Here is a 16,338-nt window from a genome sequence, read left to right as displayed (position 1 = left end):
GCAGCTCAGGCGGTGCAAGGCCCAAATCTCAAATGTCCTCGCGCAGCGCGTAGGGCAGGGGCTTGAGCTGCAGCGCCACGGCCTGCGCGGCATCGGCGCGCTGGCCCTCGCCCAGGGCGGCGTGGGCCAGCAGGCGCTGCTCAGCCGAGCTGATCTGCATGGAGACAATGGCGTCCCAGCCCCCGCCGGGCGCCGGGGCGGCCTGGACCACGGTGCCGGTGGCCTGCTCCAGATCCTCGGGCGTGAAGACTTCCATGCCGGCTGCCAGCGGCTGCTGGGCATGGGCGATGTAGGCGCGGCGCTTGAGCGTGCCCCGGAACTGGCTGCGGGCCACCACCTCCTGGCCCGGGTAGCAGCCCTTCTTGAAGTTCACGCCTTCCACCGATTCGTAGTTGAGCATCTGCGGCACGAAGGCATCGACCACGGGTGCCGACAGCGTGGCGATGCCGCTGGCGACTTCGCTCCAGAGCCAATCGGCCTCACTGAGTGCGGGGCCTTCGGGCAGGGGCGCACCGACAGGGGCCACGCGCAGGGCGCGCGGCTGGCCGGCGGCCGGGTGCAGGGCGATCAGGCTGGCTGCCCCGTCGTCCGTCTTGGTCCAGGGTGCGGCGGCCGCGCCCAGGGCCTGCACGGCGGCATCGCCAGCCAGGCCAAGCAGGGTGAAGTCGGCCGTGGCATCGCTGAGCTTGCACTTGGCGCGCAGCACGAACATGGACAGGCGCTTGAGCGTGGGTGCCAGCAGGCTGCGGTCGCACAGCAGCAGGATCTCGTCCTTGCTGCGCTTGAAGCCGATGAAGCTGGCCAGCATGCGGCCCTTGGCCGTGCAGAACGCCGCCAGACGCGCATGCTGCAGATCGAGCAGCGCGAAGTCGTTGGTCAGCTGGCCATGCAGGAATGGGGCGGCGTCTTCGCCGAGGGCGCGTATCACGCCGAGATGGGAAACGGGGGCGATGCCGTTCAGTAAAGGCTGGGTCATGGCTGAATTATGATCAGCCGCTCTATTGCTTGCTTGGACCGAGGTTGTGCGCTTTATCTTTCGCGCTTTGATGATGCTGCTGGTGCTGGCAGCCGTGCTGGCCGGTGCCGGCTGGTGGTGGCTGAATCAGCCCCTGCCGCTGTCCCAGCCCACGCTGGAGCTGGAGGTCGAACCCGGCACCACGCCGCGCGGCGTCGCCCGCGAAGTGGTCAAGGCCGGGGTGCAGACCGATGCGCGGCTGCTGTACGCCTGGTTCCGCGTCTCGGGCCAGGACCGGCAGATCAAGGCCGGCAACTATGAACTGACCACGGGCCTGACCCCCTATGTGCTGCTGCAAAAGCTCGCGCGTGGCGAGGAATCGCTCAAGGCGCTGACCCTGGTCGAGGGCTGGAACTGGCGCCAGGTGCGCGCCGCCCTGGCCCGCGAGGAATTCCTGCGCCAGGAAAGCGCGGGCATGGACGATGCGGCCCTGATGCAGGCCCTGGGCCGTCCCGGGGTGGCGCCGGAGGGCCGCTTCTTCCCCGATACCTATACCTATGCCAAGGGCAGCTCCGACCTGGCCGTGCTGCGCCGGGCCCTGCATGCCATGGACCGGCGCCTGGCCGATGTCTGGGCGCTGCGCTCGGCCGACACGCCACTCAAGAGCCCCGACGAGGCCCTGACCCTGGCCAGCATCGTCGAGAAGGAAACCGGCCGCGCGGCCGACCGTGCCCAGATCGCAGGCGTGTTCACCAACCGCCTGCGCATCGGCATGCTGCTGCAGACCGATCCCACCGTGATCTACGGCCTGGGCGAGAAATTCGACGGCAACCTGCGCCGCCGCGACCTGCAGACCGACACGCCCTGGAACACCTACACCCGCGCGGGCCTGCCGCCCACGCCCATCGCCATGCCCGGCAAGGCCGCCCTCATGGCCGCCGTGCAGCCCAGCCAGACCAAGGCGCTGTATTTCGTGGCGCGCGGAGACGGCACCAGCCATTTCAGTGCCTCGCTGGACGAGCACAACCGCGCCGTCAACCGCTACCAGCGCGGCCAGCAAAAGCCCTGAGCAAAAGCCCTGAGATATTCCCCAGGGCTGCTGCGGTTCCCGCGGCGCTTGCGTATCCTCTCTTTCCATATGACCAATGCAACCCCCGCCGGCCTGTTCATCAGCTTCGAAGGCATCGATGGCGCCGGCAAGTCCTCGCACATCGCGTCGCTGGCCCAGGCTTTCCGTGACCAGGGCCGCACGGTGACGCTCACGCGCGAGCCCGGCGGCACGCCGCTGGCCGAAAAGCTGCGCGCGCTGATGCTGCACGACGCCATGGACCCGCTGACCGAGGCGCTGATCGCCTTTGCCGCGCGACGCGACCACCTGGTGCAGGTGATCGAGCCCGCGTTGGCGCGCGGCGAGGTCGTGCTCTGCGACCGCTTCACTGATGCCACCTTTGCCTACCAGGGCGCAGGCCGTGGCTTCGACCTGCAGCCGCTGGCCACGCTGGAGCGCATGGTGCAGACGGGCACCGCCCCCCAGCCCGATCTGCTGCGCGAGCCCCACCTGACGCTCTGGTTCGACCTGCCCGCCGAGGTGGCCGCCGAGCGCCTGGCCTCGGCCCGCGTGCCGGACCGCTTCGAGTCCGAACCCGGCAGCTTCTTCGCCCGCGTGGCCCAGGGCTATGCGTCGCGCGCTGCAGCAGCGCCCCAGCGCTTTGCCCGCATCGACTCCAACGCCAGCCGGCATGCGGTCTGGCAGCAGATCACGCAGGTCATGGTGCGCCGGGGCTGGCTGGCCATCATGGTCGGCGGCCAGGGAGGTGCGGCATGAACGAAGCCCTGCCACAGCCGGCCGAGACCGACACCTCCTGGATTGCCGAACAGCGCACACGCCTGCTCGCACAGCGCGGCCATGCCTGGCTGCTGCAGGGGCCTTCGGGCCTGGGGCAGTACGCGCTGTCGCTGTCACTGGTGCGTGCCTGGCTGTGCGAGTCGCCGTCGCCGCAGGGCGCCTGCGGCCACTGCGGCAGCTGCCATGCCATCGACGTGCGCGCCCATGCCGACCTGTGCGTGCTCATGCCCGAGGTGCAGATGATGGCGCTGGGCTGGCCCCTGCCCGAGAAGGCCCAGGCCGACATCGACGACAAGAAGCGCAAGCCCAGCAAGGAAATCCGTGTCGAGGCCATGCGCGACGCCGTGGAGTTCTGCCAGCGCACCAGCGCGCGCGGGCGCGGCAAGGCCGTGCTGGTCTATCCGGCCGAGCAGATGAATGCCATCACGGCCAATGCGCTGCTCAAGACGCTGGAGGAGCCGCCCGGCGATGCGCGTTTCGTGCTCGCCAGCGAGGCATCGCACCAGCTGCTGCCCACCATTCGCAGCCGCTGCCTGATCCACACCATGGCCTGGCCGGATCAGCAAGAGGCCCTTTCCTGGCTGGACACGCAGGGCGTGCCCCCTGAAGCGGCCGCCGTGGCGCTGCGCGCAGCAGGCGGGCGGCCCGGCGATGCACTGGCATTGGCGCAAAGCGGTGGCGGCAGCGACATGGCGTCGTGGTCACAGCTGCCGCGTGCGCTGGCCAAGGGCGATGTGGCGGCCCTGGCCGCCTACGCGCCGCCCCATGCCGTGGAGGCCTTGCAAAAGATCTGCCACGACCTGATGGCGCTGGCCGCAGGCGCCGCGCCGCGCTACTTCACACCGGCCGACCTGCCTTCGCGGCCGCTGGACATGGGCCTGCTGGCCGAATGGTCGCGAACCCTGGCCCAGGCCGCGCGCACGGCCGACCATCCCTTCAACGCAGGCCTCATGGCAGAAGCCCTGGCCGCAGAGGCGCGGCGCGTGCTCATGTCCGGCCAGACTGCCCGCCAGCGCCGGGCATGAAGGGCGGGGCACGGGAGGACATGGCCAGGCGCTTTTCGCCACATGAAAGCCCGGCCTGTTAACCTACGGCCCTGGGCCCGGTGCCGATTGCGCCGGCCGCTCACCGAACCAATGTCTGCAAACCATCCATGAGCACCGCACCCTCCACACCCCGTCCCAGCGTGATGCAACTGGCGATCAAGGAAAAGGCCGCGCTGTACGCCGCCTACATTCCCATGTTCGCAGAAGGGGGCGTCTTCGTGCCCACGCAGCGCGAGTACCGTCTTGGCGATGATGTCTACGTGCTGCTGACCCTGCCCGACGAGCCCCAGCGCTATCCCGTGGCCGGTCGCGTGGCGTGGATCACGCCCGCACGCGCCTCGGGCAACCGCACGCAGGGCATAGGCATACAGTTTCCCAAGGACGAGAAATCCGCCGAGCTCAAGGCCAAGATCGAGAACATCCTGGGCGCGGCGCTGAGCTCGGACAAGGCCACGCAGACGGTCTGATGGCTGCACCTGTTTCAGGTGCACCTGCCTGCCATGCATGCCGACAGGGAGGACAGCTCCCGGGTCGGCATGGCTGTTTCTGAACCACGAGATTCCATGTTTACCGATTCCCACTGCCATCTGAACTTCCCCGAGCTGCAAAGCCGCCTGCCCGAGATCCGCGAGGCCATGGCGGCCGCGCGTGTCACCCGCGCGCTGTGCATCTGCACCACGATGGAGGAGTTCGGCGATGTGCACCAACTGGCGCTGGACCACGACAACTTCTGGGCCACCGTGGGCGTGCACCCCGATACCGAACACATGACCGAGCCCAGCGTGGGCGACCTGGTGGAGCGCGCCGCGCTGGCGCGCGTGGTCGCCATCGGCGAGACGGGCCTGGACTACTACGGCATGGAAGACCGCAAGGGCGGCCGCACCATTGCCGACCTGGAATGGCAGCGCGAGCGCTTTCGCGTGCACATCCGCGCGGCGCGCCAGACGCAAAAGCCCCTGGTCATCCATACCCGCAGTGCCTCGGACGACACGCTGGCCATCCTGCGCGAAGAAGGCGAGGACGGCTCGGCAGGCCAGGCCGGCGGTGTCTTCCACTGCTTCACCGAGACCATGGAGGTCGCGCGCGCGGCGCTGGACCTGGGCTACTACATCTCGATGTCGGGCATCGTCACCTTCAAGAACGCCCAGCACCTGCGCGACGTGGCCGCCTTCGTGCCGGCCGACCGCCTGCTGATCGAGACCGACAGCCCTTATCTGGCGCCCGTTCCCTATCGCGGCAAGACCAACAATCCGTCGTATGTGCCGTACGTGGCCCAGCAGATTGCACAGGTGCGCGGCATTCCGGTCGAGGAGGTGGCCGCCCTGACCAGTGCCAACTTCGATCAGCTTTTCAAGGGGGTTGTCGCATGAGACTGAATGCTGCGGCCGTCGGCCGCGTGGACCGTCGCCGCTGGCTGGCCCGGGCCGGCCGCGCCCTGACGGCCGTGGCTGCAGCCGGTGCCGGGCTGGCGCACGCCAGCCAGTACGACGACTACGTGCGTGCCATCGTCAGCGACAACGAGCGCGCCATGGTCAACCTGATCTTTCGCGGCTTCGATCCCAACACGCGCGACACGCGCGGCCGCCCGGGCCTGGTTGCGGCCCTGCACCAGGGCTCCCTGGGCGTCTTCGACGTGCTGCTCAAGTCCCCCGGCATCAAGGTCAACGAAGCCTCGCAGCAGGGCGAAACGCCGCTGATGATGGCCTGCATCAAGGGTCACCTGGACCTGGCCAAGGAACTCATCCGCCGGGGCGCCGATGTCAACCGCCCCGGCTGGACACCGCTGCACTACGCCACCTCGGCCGACCTGCCCCAAACGCTGGACATCATCAAGCTGCTGCTGGACAAAAGCGCCTACATCGACGCCGAATCGCCCAACGGCACCACGCCGCTGATGCTGGCTGCCCAGTACAGCAGCGAAGCCGTGGTGGACCTGCTCATCGCCGAAGGCGCCGACGTCATCCTGCGCAACCAGCGCGGCTTCACCGCCGCCGACTTCGCCAGGCAGGTGGACCGCCAATACATGGTCGACAAACTCACCAAGGCCATCAAGGCCGAACGCAAGACCCAGCCCTCGCGCGGGAGCTGGTAGCCGCCAGCTGCAAGCCGCAAGCGAAAGCGGCATGGCCGCCCCCAATCCTGTCCGCTCAGGTGGCGTGGTTCCTGCTCAACCTGGCATACAGCCCGTCGCGCGCCAGCAGTTCGGCATGCGTGCCTTGCTCGGCGATGCGGCCGCGCTCCATCACCACCACACGGTCGGCATGCTCGATGGTGGACAGCCGGTGGGCGATGACCAGGGTCGTGCGGCCCTGCATCAGCCGTGTCAGCGCCTCCTGCACCAGGCGCTCGGATTCGTTGTCCAGTGCCGAGGTGGCCTCGTCCAGAATCAGGACCGGCGCATCCTTGTACAGCGCCCGCGCAATCGCCAGCCGCTGGCGCTGGCCGCCGGACAGCTGGCTGGCGTTGTGGCCCACCACCGTCTGCAGGCCCTGGGGCAGGCCGCGCACGTGCGAGCCCAGGTTGGCGGCGTCCAGCGCCGCCCACAGCAGTGCCTCGTCTTCCACGCCACCCAGCGCCACATTGGCGGCAATGGTGTCGTTGAACATCACCACATCCTGGCTGACCATGGCGAACTGCTGGCGCAGGGCGGCCAGATCCCATTCGGGCAGGGGGGTGCCGTCCAGCAGCAACTGCCCATCCGTGGGCTGCAGAAAGCGCGGCAGCAGGTTCACCAGCGTGGTCTTGCCCGCGCCGGAGGGGCCGACCAGGGCCACTACCTCGCCCGGGCGCACGCGCAGGTCCACATGGCTCAGGGCGGGCGCCTTGTCCTCGCCAAACTGCACGGACACGTCGCGCAGCTCGATCTCGCCACGCGCCTTGCCGGGCACCTGGGTGCCGCCGGTCTCGTCGCCCGAGCCCTCCAGCAGATGCAGGCCCCGCTCCAGCGCCGCCACGCCGCGCGTGATGGGGTTGGCCACATCGGCCAGGCGGCGGATGGGGGCAATCAGCATCAGCATGGCCGTGATGAAGGCCGCGAAACTGCCCACCGTCACATCCTGCACATTGGCCGCGGTGGCGCCCGTGCCCCGGCTTTGCCACAGCGCGATGCAGATCACGGCCGACAGGGCAGCAGCGGCCAGCAGTTGGGTCAGCGGCGTCATCGCGGCAGAGGCGATGGTGGCCTTGATGGCCAGCTTGCGCAGTTGCCCGCTCAGGCCGCCAAAGCGCTTTTGCTGGCCCTGCTGCGCGCCATGCAGGCGCACCATGCGGTGGGCCAGCACGTTCTCCTCCACCACATAGGCCAGGGAGTCCGTGGCTTCCTGGCTGATCTTGGTGATGCGGTACAGGCGGCGCGACAGCGTCTTCATGATCCAGGCCACGCCCGGCACCACGGCGGCCACCACCAGCGTCAGCTGCCAGTTCAGATACAGCAGGTAGCCCAGCAGCGCCACCAGGGTGAAGCCATCGCGCGAGATGCCCAGCATGGCCTGCACCAGCAGGGTGGAGCCGGTCTGCACCTCATAGACCACGGTGTTGGACAGCGATGAGGCCGACTGGCGCGAGAACAAGGCCATGTCGGCCGCCAGCAGCCGCTCGAACAGGCGCCTGCGCAGCGCCAGCATGCCCTCGTTGGCAATGCGCGCCAGCGCGTACTGGCCCACGAACTGCGACAGGCCCCGCACCAGGAACACGCCGATGATAGCCAGCGGCACCGACCACAGGGGCAGCGTGCCGTCGGTGAAGCCGCTGTCCAGCAGCGGCTGCAGCAATGCCGGTATCAACGGCTCGGTGACCGCACCCACCAGCGTGGCGGCCACGGCCATCGTCCAGGCCAGGCGCTGACCACCAAAATAGGGGGACAGGCGCTTCAGGCGCTGCGACAGGGTCAGGGTGCTGGCGAGATCATGGGCCGCCGGTGCGGCGGACGGCGCAGGGGCCGGCGGCGGTGAGGATGGTGCGTGCATGAAGCGCGGATTTTACGGCGGGCTTGCCTGGGGCTGCCCCATGGGGAACCGATGCGGCTGGCGGGGATCGACAAAGCCTGGGCCGACAGACCCTACAGTGCACGTTCTTACATCGTGACGCATCCAGTGTGTGTAACATTCGCACCTGTGCAAGTACCGGGGTCTTCCCGTAGATATTGATGAATGCCAATGACTATTGACCGACTCCTTTCTCCTTCCTCCCTGGCGGCCGTGCCGCGCCCTTCGCGCCGAACCCTGCTGGCCGCTCTTGCCTCCACTCCTGCAATTCCCGCGCTGGCCCAGTTCCGCGTCGAAGTGACGGGCGTGGGCCTGACCCAGTTGCCCATCGCCATTGCAGCATTCAAGGGAGAAGGGCAGGCGCCACAGAAGATCTCGGCCATCATCCAGGCCGACCTGGAGCGCAGCGGTCAGTTCCGCGCCGTGGACACGGCCGGCGTGCAACTCGATGAAACCTCGCGCCCCGATGTCGCCATGTGGCGCCAGAAAAGCGCAGATTCCCTGGCCGTGGGCAGCATCACGCGCCTGGCCGATGGCCGCTACGACGTGCGCTTTCGCCTCTGGGACGTGGTCAAAGGCCAGGACCTGGGCGGCCAGGGCTTTGCCGTCACCACCGGCGACCTGCGCCTGGTGGCCCACCGCATCTCCGACTACATCTACGAGAAACTCACGGGCGAGAAAGGCGTGTTCTCCACACGCATCGCCTACGTGACCAAGGCAGGAAGCAACTACCGCCTGTGGGTGGCCGATGCCGATGGCGAGAACGCGCAGTCCGCCCTGTCCAGCCCGGAACCCATCATCTCGCCCGCCTGGTCGCCCACCGGCACCCAGCTGGCCTACGTGTCCTTCGAGTCGCGCAAGCCCGTGGTCTATGTGCACGATGTGGCCAGCGGCCGCCGTCGTCTGGTCGCCAACTTCCGCGGCTCCAACAGCGCGCCGGCCTGGGCGCCCGATGGCAACTCGCTGGCCGTCACGCTCAGCCGTGATGGTGGTTCGCAGCTGTACCTGATCAGCGCCCAGGGCGGCGAGCCCCGCCGCCTGATGCAAAGCAGCGGCATCGACACCGAGCCGAACTTCTCCAGCGACGGCCGCTCCATCTACTTCGTCAGCGACCGTGGCGGCGCCCCGCAGATCTACAAGGTGCCGGCTTCCGGCGGCAGCGCGGAGCGCGTCACCTTCACCGGCAACTACAACATCTCGCCCAGTGTCAGCCCCGATGGAAAGTGGCTTGCGTACATCTCGCGCGTGGGCGGCGGCTTCAAGCTCCACGTCATGGACCTGGGCACCGGCACCGTGAATGCCATCACCGACACCACGGCGGACGAAAGCCCCAGCTTCGCTCCCAACAGCCGCCTGATCGTCTACGCCACGCTGCAGCAGGGCCGCGAGTCCCTGATGACCACCACGCTGGACGGCAAGATCAAGGCGCGGCTGGCAGGGCAGGGCGGAGACATCCGCGAGCCCGACTGGGGTCCGTTCCAGCGCCAGTGATAGCCCGGCTTCCTCGATTTCTTTTCAGTCAACAAGTCAACTCAGCACGAAGTCCATCCGGACATACGGAGATTTTTCATGATCACCATCAAACGACTTTCCCTGGCACTTGCAGTCACCGCACTCATGGCAGGTTGCAGCTCGGGCGTCAAGCTCGACGAAACCCCGGTCACCGACGCGGGCGCCTCCAGCACGGGCCAGGGCAGCGGTGCCGGCACCGGCAGCACCTCGCAAAGCGGCATCTCGGGCGTGGACCTGACCGGCTCGGCTGCCGACAAGGCAGGTCCCCAGGGCGTCAGCCGCATCGTCTACTTCGACTTCGACAGCTACGTCGTCAAGGCCGACGCCCAGCCCCAGATAGAAGCCCATGCACGCTTCCTGAAGGCGTCTTCTGCACGCAAGGTCCAGATCGAAGGCCACACCGACGAGCGCGGCGGCCGCGAATACAACCTGGCCCTGGGCCAAAAGCGCGCTGAAGCCGTGCGCCGCTCGCTGGGCCTGCTGGGCGTGAGCGACGCGCAGATGGAAGCCGTGAGCTACGGCAAGGAAAAGCCTGCCTCCGAAGGCCATTCCGAAGACGCCTACGCGCAAAACCGCCGCGCTGAACTGTCCTACCGTTGATGAACATGAAGCGCTCCCCGATCCTGCATCGCACCGCGCTGCGCACGCTGCTGGCTGCCGGCCTGATGGCCGGCTACGCCGCCAGCGGCCATGCCGCGCTGTTCGGCGATGACGAGGCGCGCCGCGCCATCCTCGAAATGCGCCAGCGTGTCGACAGCATGCAGCAGTCGCAGCAGCGCATGACCGAGGAAAGCGCGCAAACGCGCCGTGGCCTGCTCGAACTGCAGTCGCAGATCGAGCAGCTCAAGTCCGAGCAAGCCAAGCTGCGCGGCCAGAACGAGCAGCTGCTGCGCGATGTGGCCGAGCTGCAGCGCGGCCAGCGCGACATCGCCAAGGGCGTGGACGAGCGCCTGCGCCAGTTCGAGCCGGTCACGGTGACGGTGGACGGCCAGGAATTCGCGGCCGACCCGGCAGAGAAGCGCGACTTCGAAGCCGCGCTGGCGCAGTTCCGCGCAGGCAGCTTTGCCGAAGCCGGCACGGCATTCTCGTCCTTCCTGAACCAGTGGCCCAAGAGCGGCTACGTGCCCTCGGCACGCTTCTGGCTGGGCAATGCGCAGTACGCCAATCGCAACTACAAGGACGCGATCTCCAACTTCCGCGCGCTGCTGGCGGCAGCCCCCATGCATGGCCGGGCGCCGGATGCGGCGCTGTCCATCGCCAACTGCCAGATCGAGATGAAGGACACCAAGGGCGCGCGCAAGACGCTGGAAGACCTGATTAAGGCCTATCCCAACGCCGAAGCCGCAGCCGCGGCCAAGAACCGTCTCGCCAGCCTCAAGTGATGAGCGATACGGTCTCTTCATCCCTTCCGGGAGAAGACAAGACAGCGCCTGAAGCAGGCGCTGTTTTTTCTGATGCCGACCTGCAGCGCCGCTTCGGCGGCCTGGAGCGCCTGTATGGCGTGCCGGGCGCCGCGCGCATCCGCGCCGCGCACGTCGTCGTGGTGGGCATCGGCGGCGTAGGTTCGTGGACCGCCGAGGCGCTGGCGCGCAGCGGTGTGGGCGAGCTCACACTCATCGACATGGACCATGTCGCCGAGTCCAACATCAACCGCCAGATTCACGCGCTCTCCACCACCGTGGGCCATGCCAAGATCGAAGCCATGCGCGATCGCATTGCCCAGATCAACCCGGCCTGCCGCGTGCACTGCATCGACGACTTCGTGGATCCAGACAACTGGCTGCGCCTGCTGCCCCAGAACGCGGACGCCGTCATCGACGCCTGTGACCAGGTCAAGGCTAAGACTGCCATGGCCGCCCATGCGCGCGCCACGCGCCAGTGCTTCATTTCGGTCGGAGCGGCCGGCGGCAAGCGCTTGGCGCACAAGGTGGACATCGAAGACCTCAGCGCCACCACGCACGACCCTTTGCTGGCCCAACTGCGCTACCGCCTGCGCCGCGAGCATGGCGCACCCAAGGAAGGCAAGCGCATCGGCATCGCCTGCGTCTTCAGCCGCGAGGCCGTCGCCCCGCCCGATGCCTCTTGCGCCATCGAAGGCGACGGCACGCTCAACTGCCACGGCTACGGCTCGGTGGTAGCCGTCACCGCCACCTTCGGCCAGTGCGCCGCAGGCTGGGTCATCGATCAACTGAGCCGCATCAAGAATTGAGGCGTAAAATTTGGTGCTAGAATCTATGTCTTCGCTGAGCAGCATCTGATGCATGCAAAGCGTGGTTCGGGTCTTTAGCTCAGTCGGTAGAGCAGCGGACTTTTAATCCGTTGGTCGCGAGTTCGAATCTCGCAGGACCCACCAATTAAACACCAATGAAATCAAGCCCTTACGCCACAAGCGTAGGGGCTTTTTTCTTGTCGTCGGGGGTCTGCTCTGACCAAAACATGACCGCGTTTGCGTACTGGGCCAGATGCTCCGGCGCCAGGTGGGCATATTTCTTCACCATCTCCAGCGTCTTCCAGCCTCCCAGCTCCTTCAGCACGAACAAGGGTGTGCCGGATTGGACATGCCAGCTCGCCCAGGTGTGCCGCAAGTCATGGAAGCGGAAATTTTCGACACCGGCAGCGGCGAAGGCCCGGGCAAGAATTCGTGCATCGACCTGCTTCACAGGTGCCCCGGTAGGCCGCGTGAAGACGTTGACGCCTTTCGGGCGCGCGTTCAGCACGTCCAACGCTTCGCTGTTGAGCGGGACCACTCGCGCGGAACCCGATTTGGAGGCGTCGGCGCTGACCCAGGCCGTCGAGCGCTTGAGGTCTACCTTGTCCCAGGTCAGCGTGAGGATCTCTGCGCTTCGCATGCCCGTGGCAAGGGCAAAGCGGCAGATGTCCCGCATCCAGTCCTGAGACAAGGCCATGATGAAGGCGCGGGCCTGCTGGCGGGTCAGGAACCGAATGCGAACCGCCGGTTCCCGGTAGTTGCTGAGAATGGGCGCGCGGCCAAGCCACTGCATCTTCTCGCACATGTTGAGAAGGGTTCGCAGGGTGGCGATGTACCGATTTTTGGTGCTCTGCGACGTGGGCCGCTGCACCGTTGAGCCGTGGCGCACGAAGTGCGTGGGCAGGTTGTCAAGGATGACGTCGCTTGTTAAAGAGCTGATTGGCCTGCCGCCGAAGACGGTGCGCCAATACGCGACGTGCCGAACCTTGGTGTCGTAGTCGCTCTGTCCAGCAGAGGCGCGGAGGAATTGAACGGCAGCTTCCTCGAAAAGCCGCTGCGGCTGCTCCCCCAGCTTGTCCTGCCGCCACATCTCCGCTTTCAGGCGGTCGTGGTACTCCTGAGCTGCCTTGCGCTCGGTCGTTTTAGAAGATCGTCTAACTCTTTCGCCGCTTGGCGTGCGTAGATCGATCCACCAGATTCCGGAAGTTTGATCTTTGCGGATGGGCATTCACTATCCTGGTTCCGCAACGATAGCCGGGTGACATTGTTGCGAGGTTTGTTGAGAGCAGCAAGGGCGGATGGCCAGATGCGCCATATGCGCGATCCGGGTAGGCGAAAGGCGATCTCATGCCGCCTTTCGAAGATGGTTCCGTAGGAAACCTGCAGTCGTTCGGCTGCCTGTTTTAGGGTGAGCGCGGTTTCACTCATTCGGCATCGCGGCCAGTTCCGGTGCCTGGGCTTGGTGGGTATTGGGCGACGCAGCTGCTTTCGAGCGCAGCTGCTCCGCCAGTGTTTCCAACTGCTCGAAGGTGAAGCACATGCCGCGAATGGCGCGCGTCGGCCCGGGCGTGTGGAAGGTGCCGCCGCACTGCTGTGCCAGAAGTACGAGAGGGGTGTTGATCATCGTCATGGTGTGGCTCCTGGTCAGGCTGGGAAAGGTTCGATGCGGCGCGCGGGAGCGGGGTAGTACAGATGCCCGCCGACGCGGCTGGGCAGCGTGAAGGCATATAAGCGCGAGGCCGGCAGGCCTGGATGCGGTTTCAGCTCCGTGCCCTGGTAGCAGTTGCTGGGAGGGGTGTAGGGCTTCTGGGGTGTGGTCTTGGGCATGTGGGGTGCAGAAACGAAGCGGCCCGCGCAAGGCGGGCCGGAGCATGGTTGAGGCGGTTGATCAGCCGGCCAGGGTGTGCCGAACCGACGTAGGAAAGGGGTTGTGTGGGGTGGGCGTGCTGCTGGGCGCAGGCAACTGCGGCGCCGTGGGCGGTGCTTCGAGGAAGTCGCTCCGGTCCGAGTGCGTGACCTTCAAGTACTCCACTTCAACCTTGGCCGTGTCAACGAGAACAGAGGCCACCTGAGCCACTGCTCGGGCGCGGTCTACGTCCATGGGCTGCTCGCGGTTGCGAAGGTCTGTCAGCGTGTCCAGCAACTGCTGGCGAACGAGGGTGATGTGCGGGGTGCTCATTTTGGTTGGCTCTCTTTTGCAATGCGGTTGACCTGGCGGGTGATGGCGCCCTTGAGCTGGACCAGCTTGGCCAACTCGGGAGACTTGCGGGCGGGATGGTTGCGGCGCGCGTTCTCGGCGCGGCTGATGCATTCGAGGCGATCAGCTGTGATTTCAGCCTCCTGCGTGGTGCGTTGGCCAGGCCGGAACACGATGATGTGACCCTCTCGCACGGGGCCGTTCGCGGCCTCCCAGACGAGCCGGTGCACCGCTGTCCAGCGCCGGGCGGGGACGATGCTCCGGTCATCGGTCATCTTGCGTTCCAGAAGCCCGTCGCGCGTGACGCGCAGGCTGCCGATGGGCAGGTAGTTCCGGGACTCTTCGGGCCGGCGCGTCTTGAACTGCGTTGCCCGGGAGTTTTCGTGGTGCCCAGTCGATCCCGGCACGCCTTTGTTCCAAGGCGTGAGGCCAGGCTGAAACTGTGTGGCCACCATGCGGGGGTCATCCCTGCCGCGCTTGATCCGGCCGCTGTGCTCGCTTTCATTGAAGGCGTGGGATTTCTTGATCCCCAGGGCTGCGGCTTGGCGGTAGATCGTTGACGTGCTGTAACCCAGTACTTGGGCAACTTGGTCTGTGGGCGTGTCAGGGTAGAGGGCGCGCAACTGGGAGATCTGCTGTGACGTCCAGTTTGTAGGTTCCGGCTTTCTATCAGTCATGTTCCTCGGGTCGTAAAAAAGCCAGCTCTGGGCTGGCTTGGGCAAGGAGAGGGATCAGGAAAGCGCACTGGGCTCATGACTCTTGAGCGCGGGCGCAAAAAAGTTCCGGTGTCAAGCGTGTTGTGAAAACAGCCTGATGGCCGAAAGTCTAAATGTGGCGCGGGTTTAGCTCTACTTTGGGCCGCTTTGCAGGATGGCGGCATCGTGGGCTGGGAGCCACATAGGAGCGTCGCGATAGAAAGCCGGAGCGTGCTGCATCAGAGACGATTGCCAGCAGACGGCGGCCACATTTCATCATCATAGCCCGACCGGCTACCGTCCTCCAGAACGAAGAACGCGCAGCTTCGGGCTGCGCGTTCCAGAGATGGCCGCCAGCGGAAACCGGCATCATCAGCTCGGCGTTGGAGGTGCGGCCTTGCCCGCACCTCCCTTCCTGAATCCCCGATCCCCGGCCATGAATGCCGCCAACATATGCGGGATCAGCGTGGCCGCATCGACCATCTCGCCATAGGTCTGCGCGTGCAGCGCCGCGTAGCAGTCGAGGTCGGCTTTCAGGCTGGTCGGGCAGGAAAAGGTCAGCTTCGTCATGTCATGGCGCGGCAAAGGGCCAAGCCGTAGTTTCTTGGTCGTGCTCATCGTGAAGTCCCCCTGTTGAAGAAAAGCGGCTGGTATGGCCGCAGCACCAGATCGCGGTTGACGATGATGCGTACCGGCAAGCCGGGGCGCTGGGTCAAGGTGGGCTGGATGTTGAGGTTGCGCCGGGTCATCTCCTGGCCGACCTGATTGATGCTGTCCTGAGCGCTGTCGCGCCCGGCGATGATGATGCGGTCGCCGTCCTGCCGGTTCTCTGGCGCGGCCAGCTCGGCACCGACACCCAGCAGCGTTGTCAGCGCCGCTCCGGCGAAGATGCGGCCCCAGTGGTAATCCACGTCGTCTTCCAGCCCGGCATAGCCGGCAGGGTCGGTGCCGGCCAGGTTGTCGAGCGTGAGCGAAGACGTATCCGGCAGGATGACCCGGTTCCACACCACCTGCACGCGGCTCTGTCCGTAACTGACCTGGTTGTTGTATTTGCCCAGGATGCGCGAACCCTGCGGGATCAGCAGGAACTTGCCCGTGGCGGTGTCATAGACCGGTTCCGTCACCGTGGCGATCACGTCGCCCGGCAAGTCCGACTTGATGCCCGTCACCAGCGCCCCGGCGACCACCGTTCCGGCCATGACCTGATACGGCGAATCCGGCAGCGTCAGGTTGCCGGAATTGCGGGTTTCCGTGGTTCCGGCCTTCTGGAACGCCTCTTTCTGGTCTTGCCGGTTCTGCACGGCGGTCGGGTCGGCAGGCTGGGCCGCCGTCGAGGCAGGCCCGGCCGCCAGCGGGTCGAACGCCGCATTGGCGGCGAAGCCCGGCGCGGCGGCGGCCTGCGTCTGCGCCACCGGCGCGGCCTTCTGCGAACCCGTGCGGAAGAACACCGACGATGCCGCCGCCGATTCGGCTTCCTTGCGTAGCGCGTCGTTCGGGTCGTGGCCGGGGGCCGCGTAGGCGGCCGTCACCGGCTGCTGCGACTTCACGATGACCGGGCCAAGATCGCCCGGCAGCGGCGGCCCCAACTCCGGCACGGATGCCGGCAAAGGGGGCGGCAACTTCGAGTAGTCCGCTGGCAGCGCGTCCAGCCCTTCCGTCTTCGACACACGATCGACGTTGTAAAGCTCGGTCTGCTCGCCAGCGCCGCGCCGCTGCGGTTGCAGCGACCACATCAGCGCGCCAAGCACGGCGACCGACAGGGAGCCTACGAGGATGGCCAGCATGCGCCGATTCAGGCGCGTGACCGGGCGCGGCTGTGCGCGCAGCGCCACCGCCTCGGGCGCTAACTTGTCCGCCTGTGGCGTGGCGAGGTCGGGAGTGTCGTCCTGGCTCAT

At 66.7% G+C, this 16,338-nt stretch carries 19 protein-coding genes and 1 tRNA gene; 11 read left to right on the top strand and 9 right to left on the bottom strand.

All coding sequences use genetic code 11. From position 1 onward, the window contains the following. Positions 1–28: 28 nt before the first annotated feature. Positions 29–976: a CAF17-like 4Fe-4S cluster assembly/insertion protein YgfZ gene (gene ygfZ, locus G4D77_RS02025; protein WP_047474069.1), complete on the bottom strand. Its 948-nt coding sequence runs from the start codon at positions 974–976 to the stop codon at positions 29–31. 46 nt (positions 977–1,022) lie between these two features. On the opposite strand from ygfZ, the gene mltG reads away from it, so the two are divergent. From mltG to G4D77_RS01995, 6 genes are all read left to right on the top strand, one after another. Beyond that, positions 1,023–2,024, top strand: coding sequence for an endolytic transglycosylase MltG (mltG, locus tag G4D77_RS02020; protein WP_016446816.1), 1,002 nt, complete (start codon positions 1,023–1,025; stop codon positions 2,022–2,024). A gap of 69 nt (positions 2,025–2,093) precedes the next feature. Next, positions 2,094–2,780 (top strand): dTMP kinase, encoded by a 687-nt coding sequence (gene tmk / locus G4D77_RS02015; RefSeq protein WP_016446817.1) that lies wholly within the window; start codon positions 2,094–2,096, stop codon positions 2,778–2,780. Next, positions 2,777–3,826, top strand: coding sequence for a DNA polymerase III delta subunit-related protein (locus G4D77_RS02010; RefSeq protein WP_046238573.1), 1,050 nt, complete (start codon positions 2,777–2,779; stop codon positions 3,824–3,826). Before tmk ends, G4D77_RS02010 begins: the two co-directional genes overlap by 4 nt. A 128-nt stretch (positions 3,827–3,954) precedes the next feature. Continuing rightward, positions 3,955–4,314, top strand: coding sequence for a PilZ domain-containing protein (locus G4D77_RS02005; RefSeq protein WP_016446819.1), 360 nt, complete (start codon positions 3,955–3,957; stop codon positions 4,312–4,314). Between the two features lie 96 nt (positions 4,315–4,410). Beyond that, the gene (locus G4D77_RS02000; protein ID WP_016446820.1) at positions 4,411–5,217 is read left to right on the top strand and encodes a TatD family hydrolase; all 807 of its coding nucleotides are present in this window, start codon (positions 4,411–4,413) and stop codon (positions 5,215–5,217) included. Next, entirely contained in the window at positions 5,214–5,939 is a 726-nt protein-coding gene (locus G4D77_RS01995) for an ankyrin repeat domain-containing protein (RefSeq protein ID WP_016446821.1), read from the top strand. The genes G4D77_RS02000 and G4D77_RS01995 overlap by 4 nt, the downstream gene beginning before the upstream one ends. A gap of 55 nt (positions 5,940–5,994) precedes the next feature. On the opposite strand, the gene msbA is transcribed toward G4D77_RS01995, so the two are convergent. Beyond that, positions 5,995–7,812, bottom strand: a complete 1,818-nt coding sequence (gene msbA, locus G4D77_RS01990; RefSeq protein ID WP_154834477.1) for a lipid A export permease/ATP-binding protein MsbA — start codon at positions 7,810–7,812, stop codon at positions 5,995–5,997. A gap of 189 nt (positions 7,813–8,001) precedes the next feature. Between msbA and tolB the strand changes: the two genes are divergently transcribed. From tolB to G4D77_RS01965, 5 genes are all read left to right on the top strand, one after another. Next, positions 8,002–9,321, top strand: coding sequence for a Tol-Pal system beta propeller repeat protein TolB (gene tolB, locus G4D77_RS01985; RefSeq protein ID WP_016446823.1), 1,320 nt, complete (start codon positions 8,002–8,004; stop codon positions 9,319–9,321). A gap of 78 nt (positions 9,322–9,399) precedes the next feature. After that, positions 9,400–9,942 (top strand): peptidoglycan-associated lipoprotein Pal, encoded by a 543-nt coding sequence (pal, locus tag G4D77_RS01980; protein WP_016446824.1) that lies wholly within the window; start codon positions 9,400–9,402, stop codon positions 9,940–9,942. After that, a complete protein-coding gene (gene ybgF, locus G4D77_RS01975) occupies positions 9,942–10,724 on the top strand; it encodes a tol-pal system protein YbgF (RefSeq protein WP_213757886.1) in 783 nt (260 codons plus the stop codon). The genes pal and ybgF overlap by 1 nt, the downstream gene beginning before the upstream one ends. Next, positions 10,724–11,551: a tRNA threonylcarbamoyladenosine dehydratase gene (locus tag G4D77_RS01970; protein WP_154834475.1), complete on the top strand. Its 828-nt coding sequence runs from the start codon at positions 10,724–10,726 to the stop codon at positions 11,549–11,551. Before ybgF ends, G4D77_RS01970 begins: the two co-directional genes overlap by 1 nt. Before the next feature lie 68 nt (positions 11,552–11,619). Further along, a tRNA-Lys gene (locus tag G4D77_RS01965) sits at positions 11,620–11,695 on the top strand. A gap of 25 nt (positions 11,696–11,720) precedes the next feature. Here the strand turns inward: G4D77_RS01965 and G4D77_RS01960 are convergent. From G4D77_RS01960 to G4D77_RS01930, 7 genes are all read right to left on the bottom strand, one after another. Continuing rightward, positions 11,721–12,779, bottom strand: coding sequence for a tyrosine-type recombinase/integrase (locus tag G4D77_RS01960; protein WP_213757885.1), 1,059 nt, complete (start codon positions 12,777–12,779; stop codon positions 11,721–11,723). 192 nt (positions 12,780–12,971) lie between these two features. Continuing rightward, a complete protein-coding gene (locus tag G4D77_RS01955; protein ID WP_016452857.1) occupies positions 12,972–13,181 on the bottom strand; it encodes a hypothetical protein in 210 nt (69 codons plus the stop codon). A gap of 14 nt (positions 13,182–13,195) precedes the next feature. Next, entirely contained in the window at positions 13,196–13,378 is a 183-nt protein-coding gene (locus G4D77_RS01950; RefSeq protein ID WP_213757884.1) for a hypothetical protein, read from the bottom strand. Between the two features lie 61 nt (positions 13,379–13,439). After that, positions 13,440–13,730, bottom strand: a complete 291-nt coding sequence (locus G4D77_RS01945) for a hypothetical protein (RefSeq protein ID WP_034393229.1) — start codon at positions 13,728–13,730, stop codon at positions 13,440–13,442. Further along, positions 13,727–14,425, bottom strand: coding sequence for an HNH endonuclease signature motif containing protein (locus G4D77_RS01940; protein ID WP_074924403.1), 699 nt, complete (start codon positions 14,423–14,425; stop codon positions 13,727–13,729). Before G4D77_RS01940 ends, G4D77_RS01945 begins: the two co-directional genes overlap by 4 nt. A 390-nt stretch (positions 14,426–14,815) precedes the next feature. Continuing rightward, complete coding sequence (locus G4D77_RS01935; protein ID WP_023082476.1) at positions 14,816–15,061, bottom strand: DUF2274 domain-containing protein; 246 nt, start codon at positions 15,059–15,061, stop codon at positions 14,816–14,818. Beyond that, complete coding sequence (locus G4D77_RS01930) at positions 15,058–16,338, bottom strand: TraB/TrbI/VirB10 family type IV secretion system protein (RefSeq protein ID WP_034008116.1); 1,281 nt, start codon at positions 16,336–16,338, stop codon at positions 15,058–15,060. The genes G4D77_RS01935 and G4D77_RS01930 overlap by 4 nt, the downstream gene beginning before the upstream one ends.

It is taken from the genome of Delftia sp. WY8 (assembly GCF_018437695.1).
In the GTDB taxonomy this organism is placed as follows: Bacteria; Pseudomonadota; Gammaproteobacteria; order Burkholderiales; family Burkholderiaceae_C; genus Comamonas; species Comamonas tsuruhatensis.
This window is presented reverse-complemented; position numbering and strand designations above follow the sequence as displayed.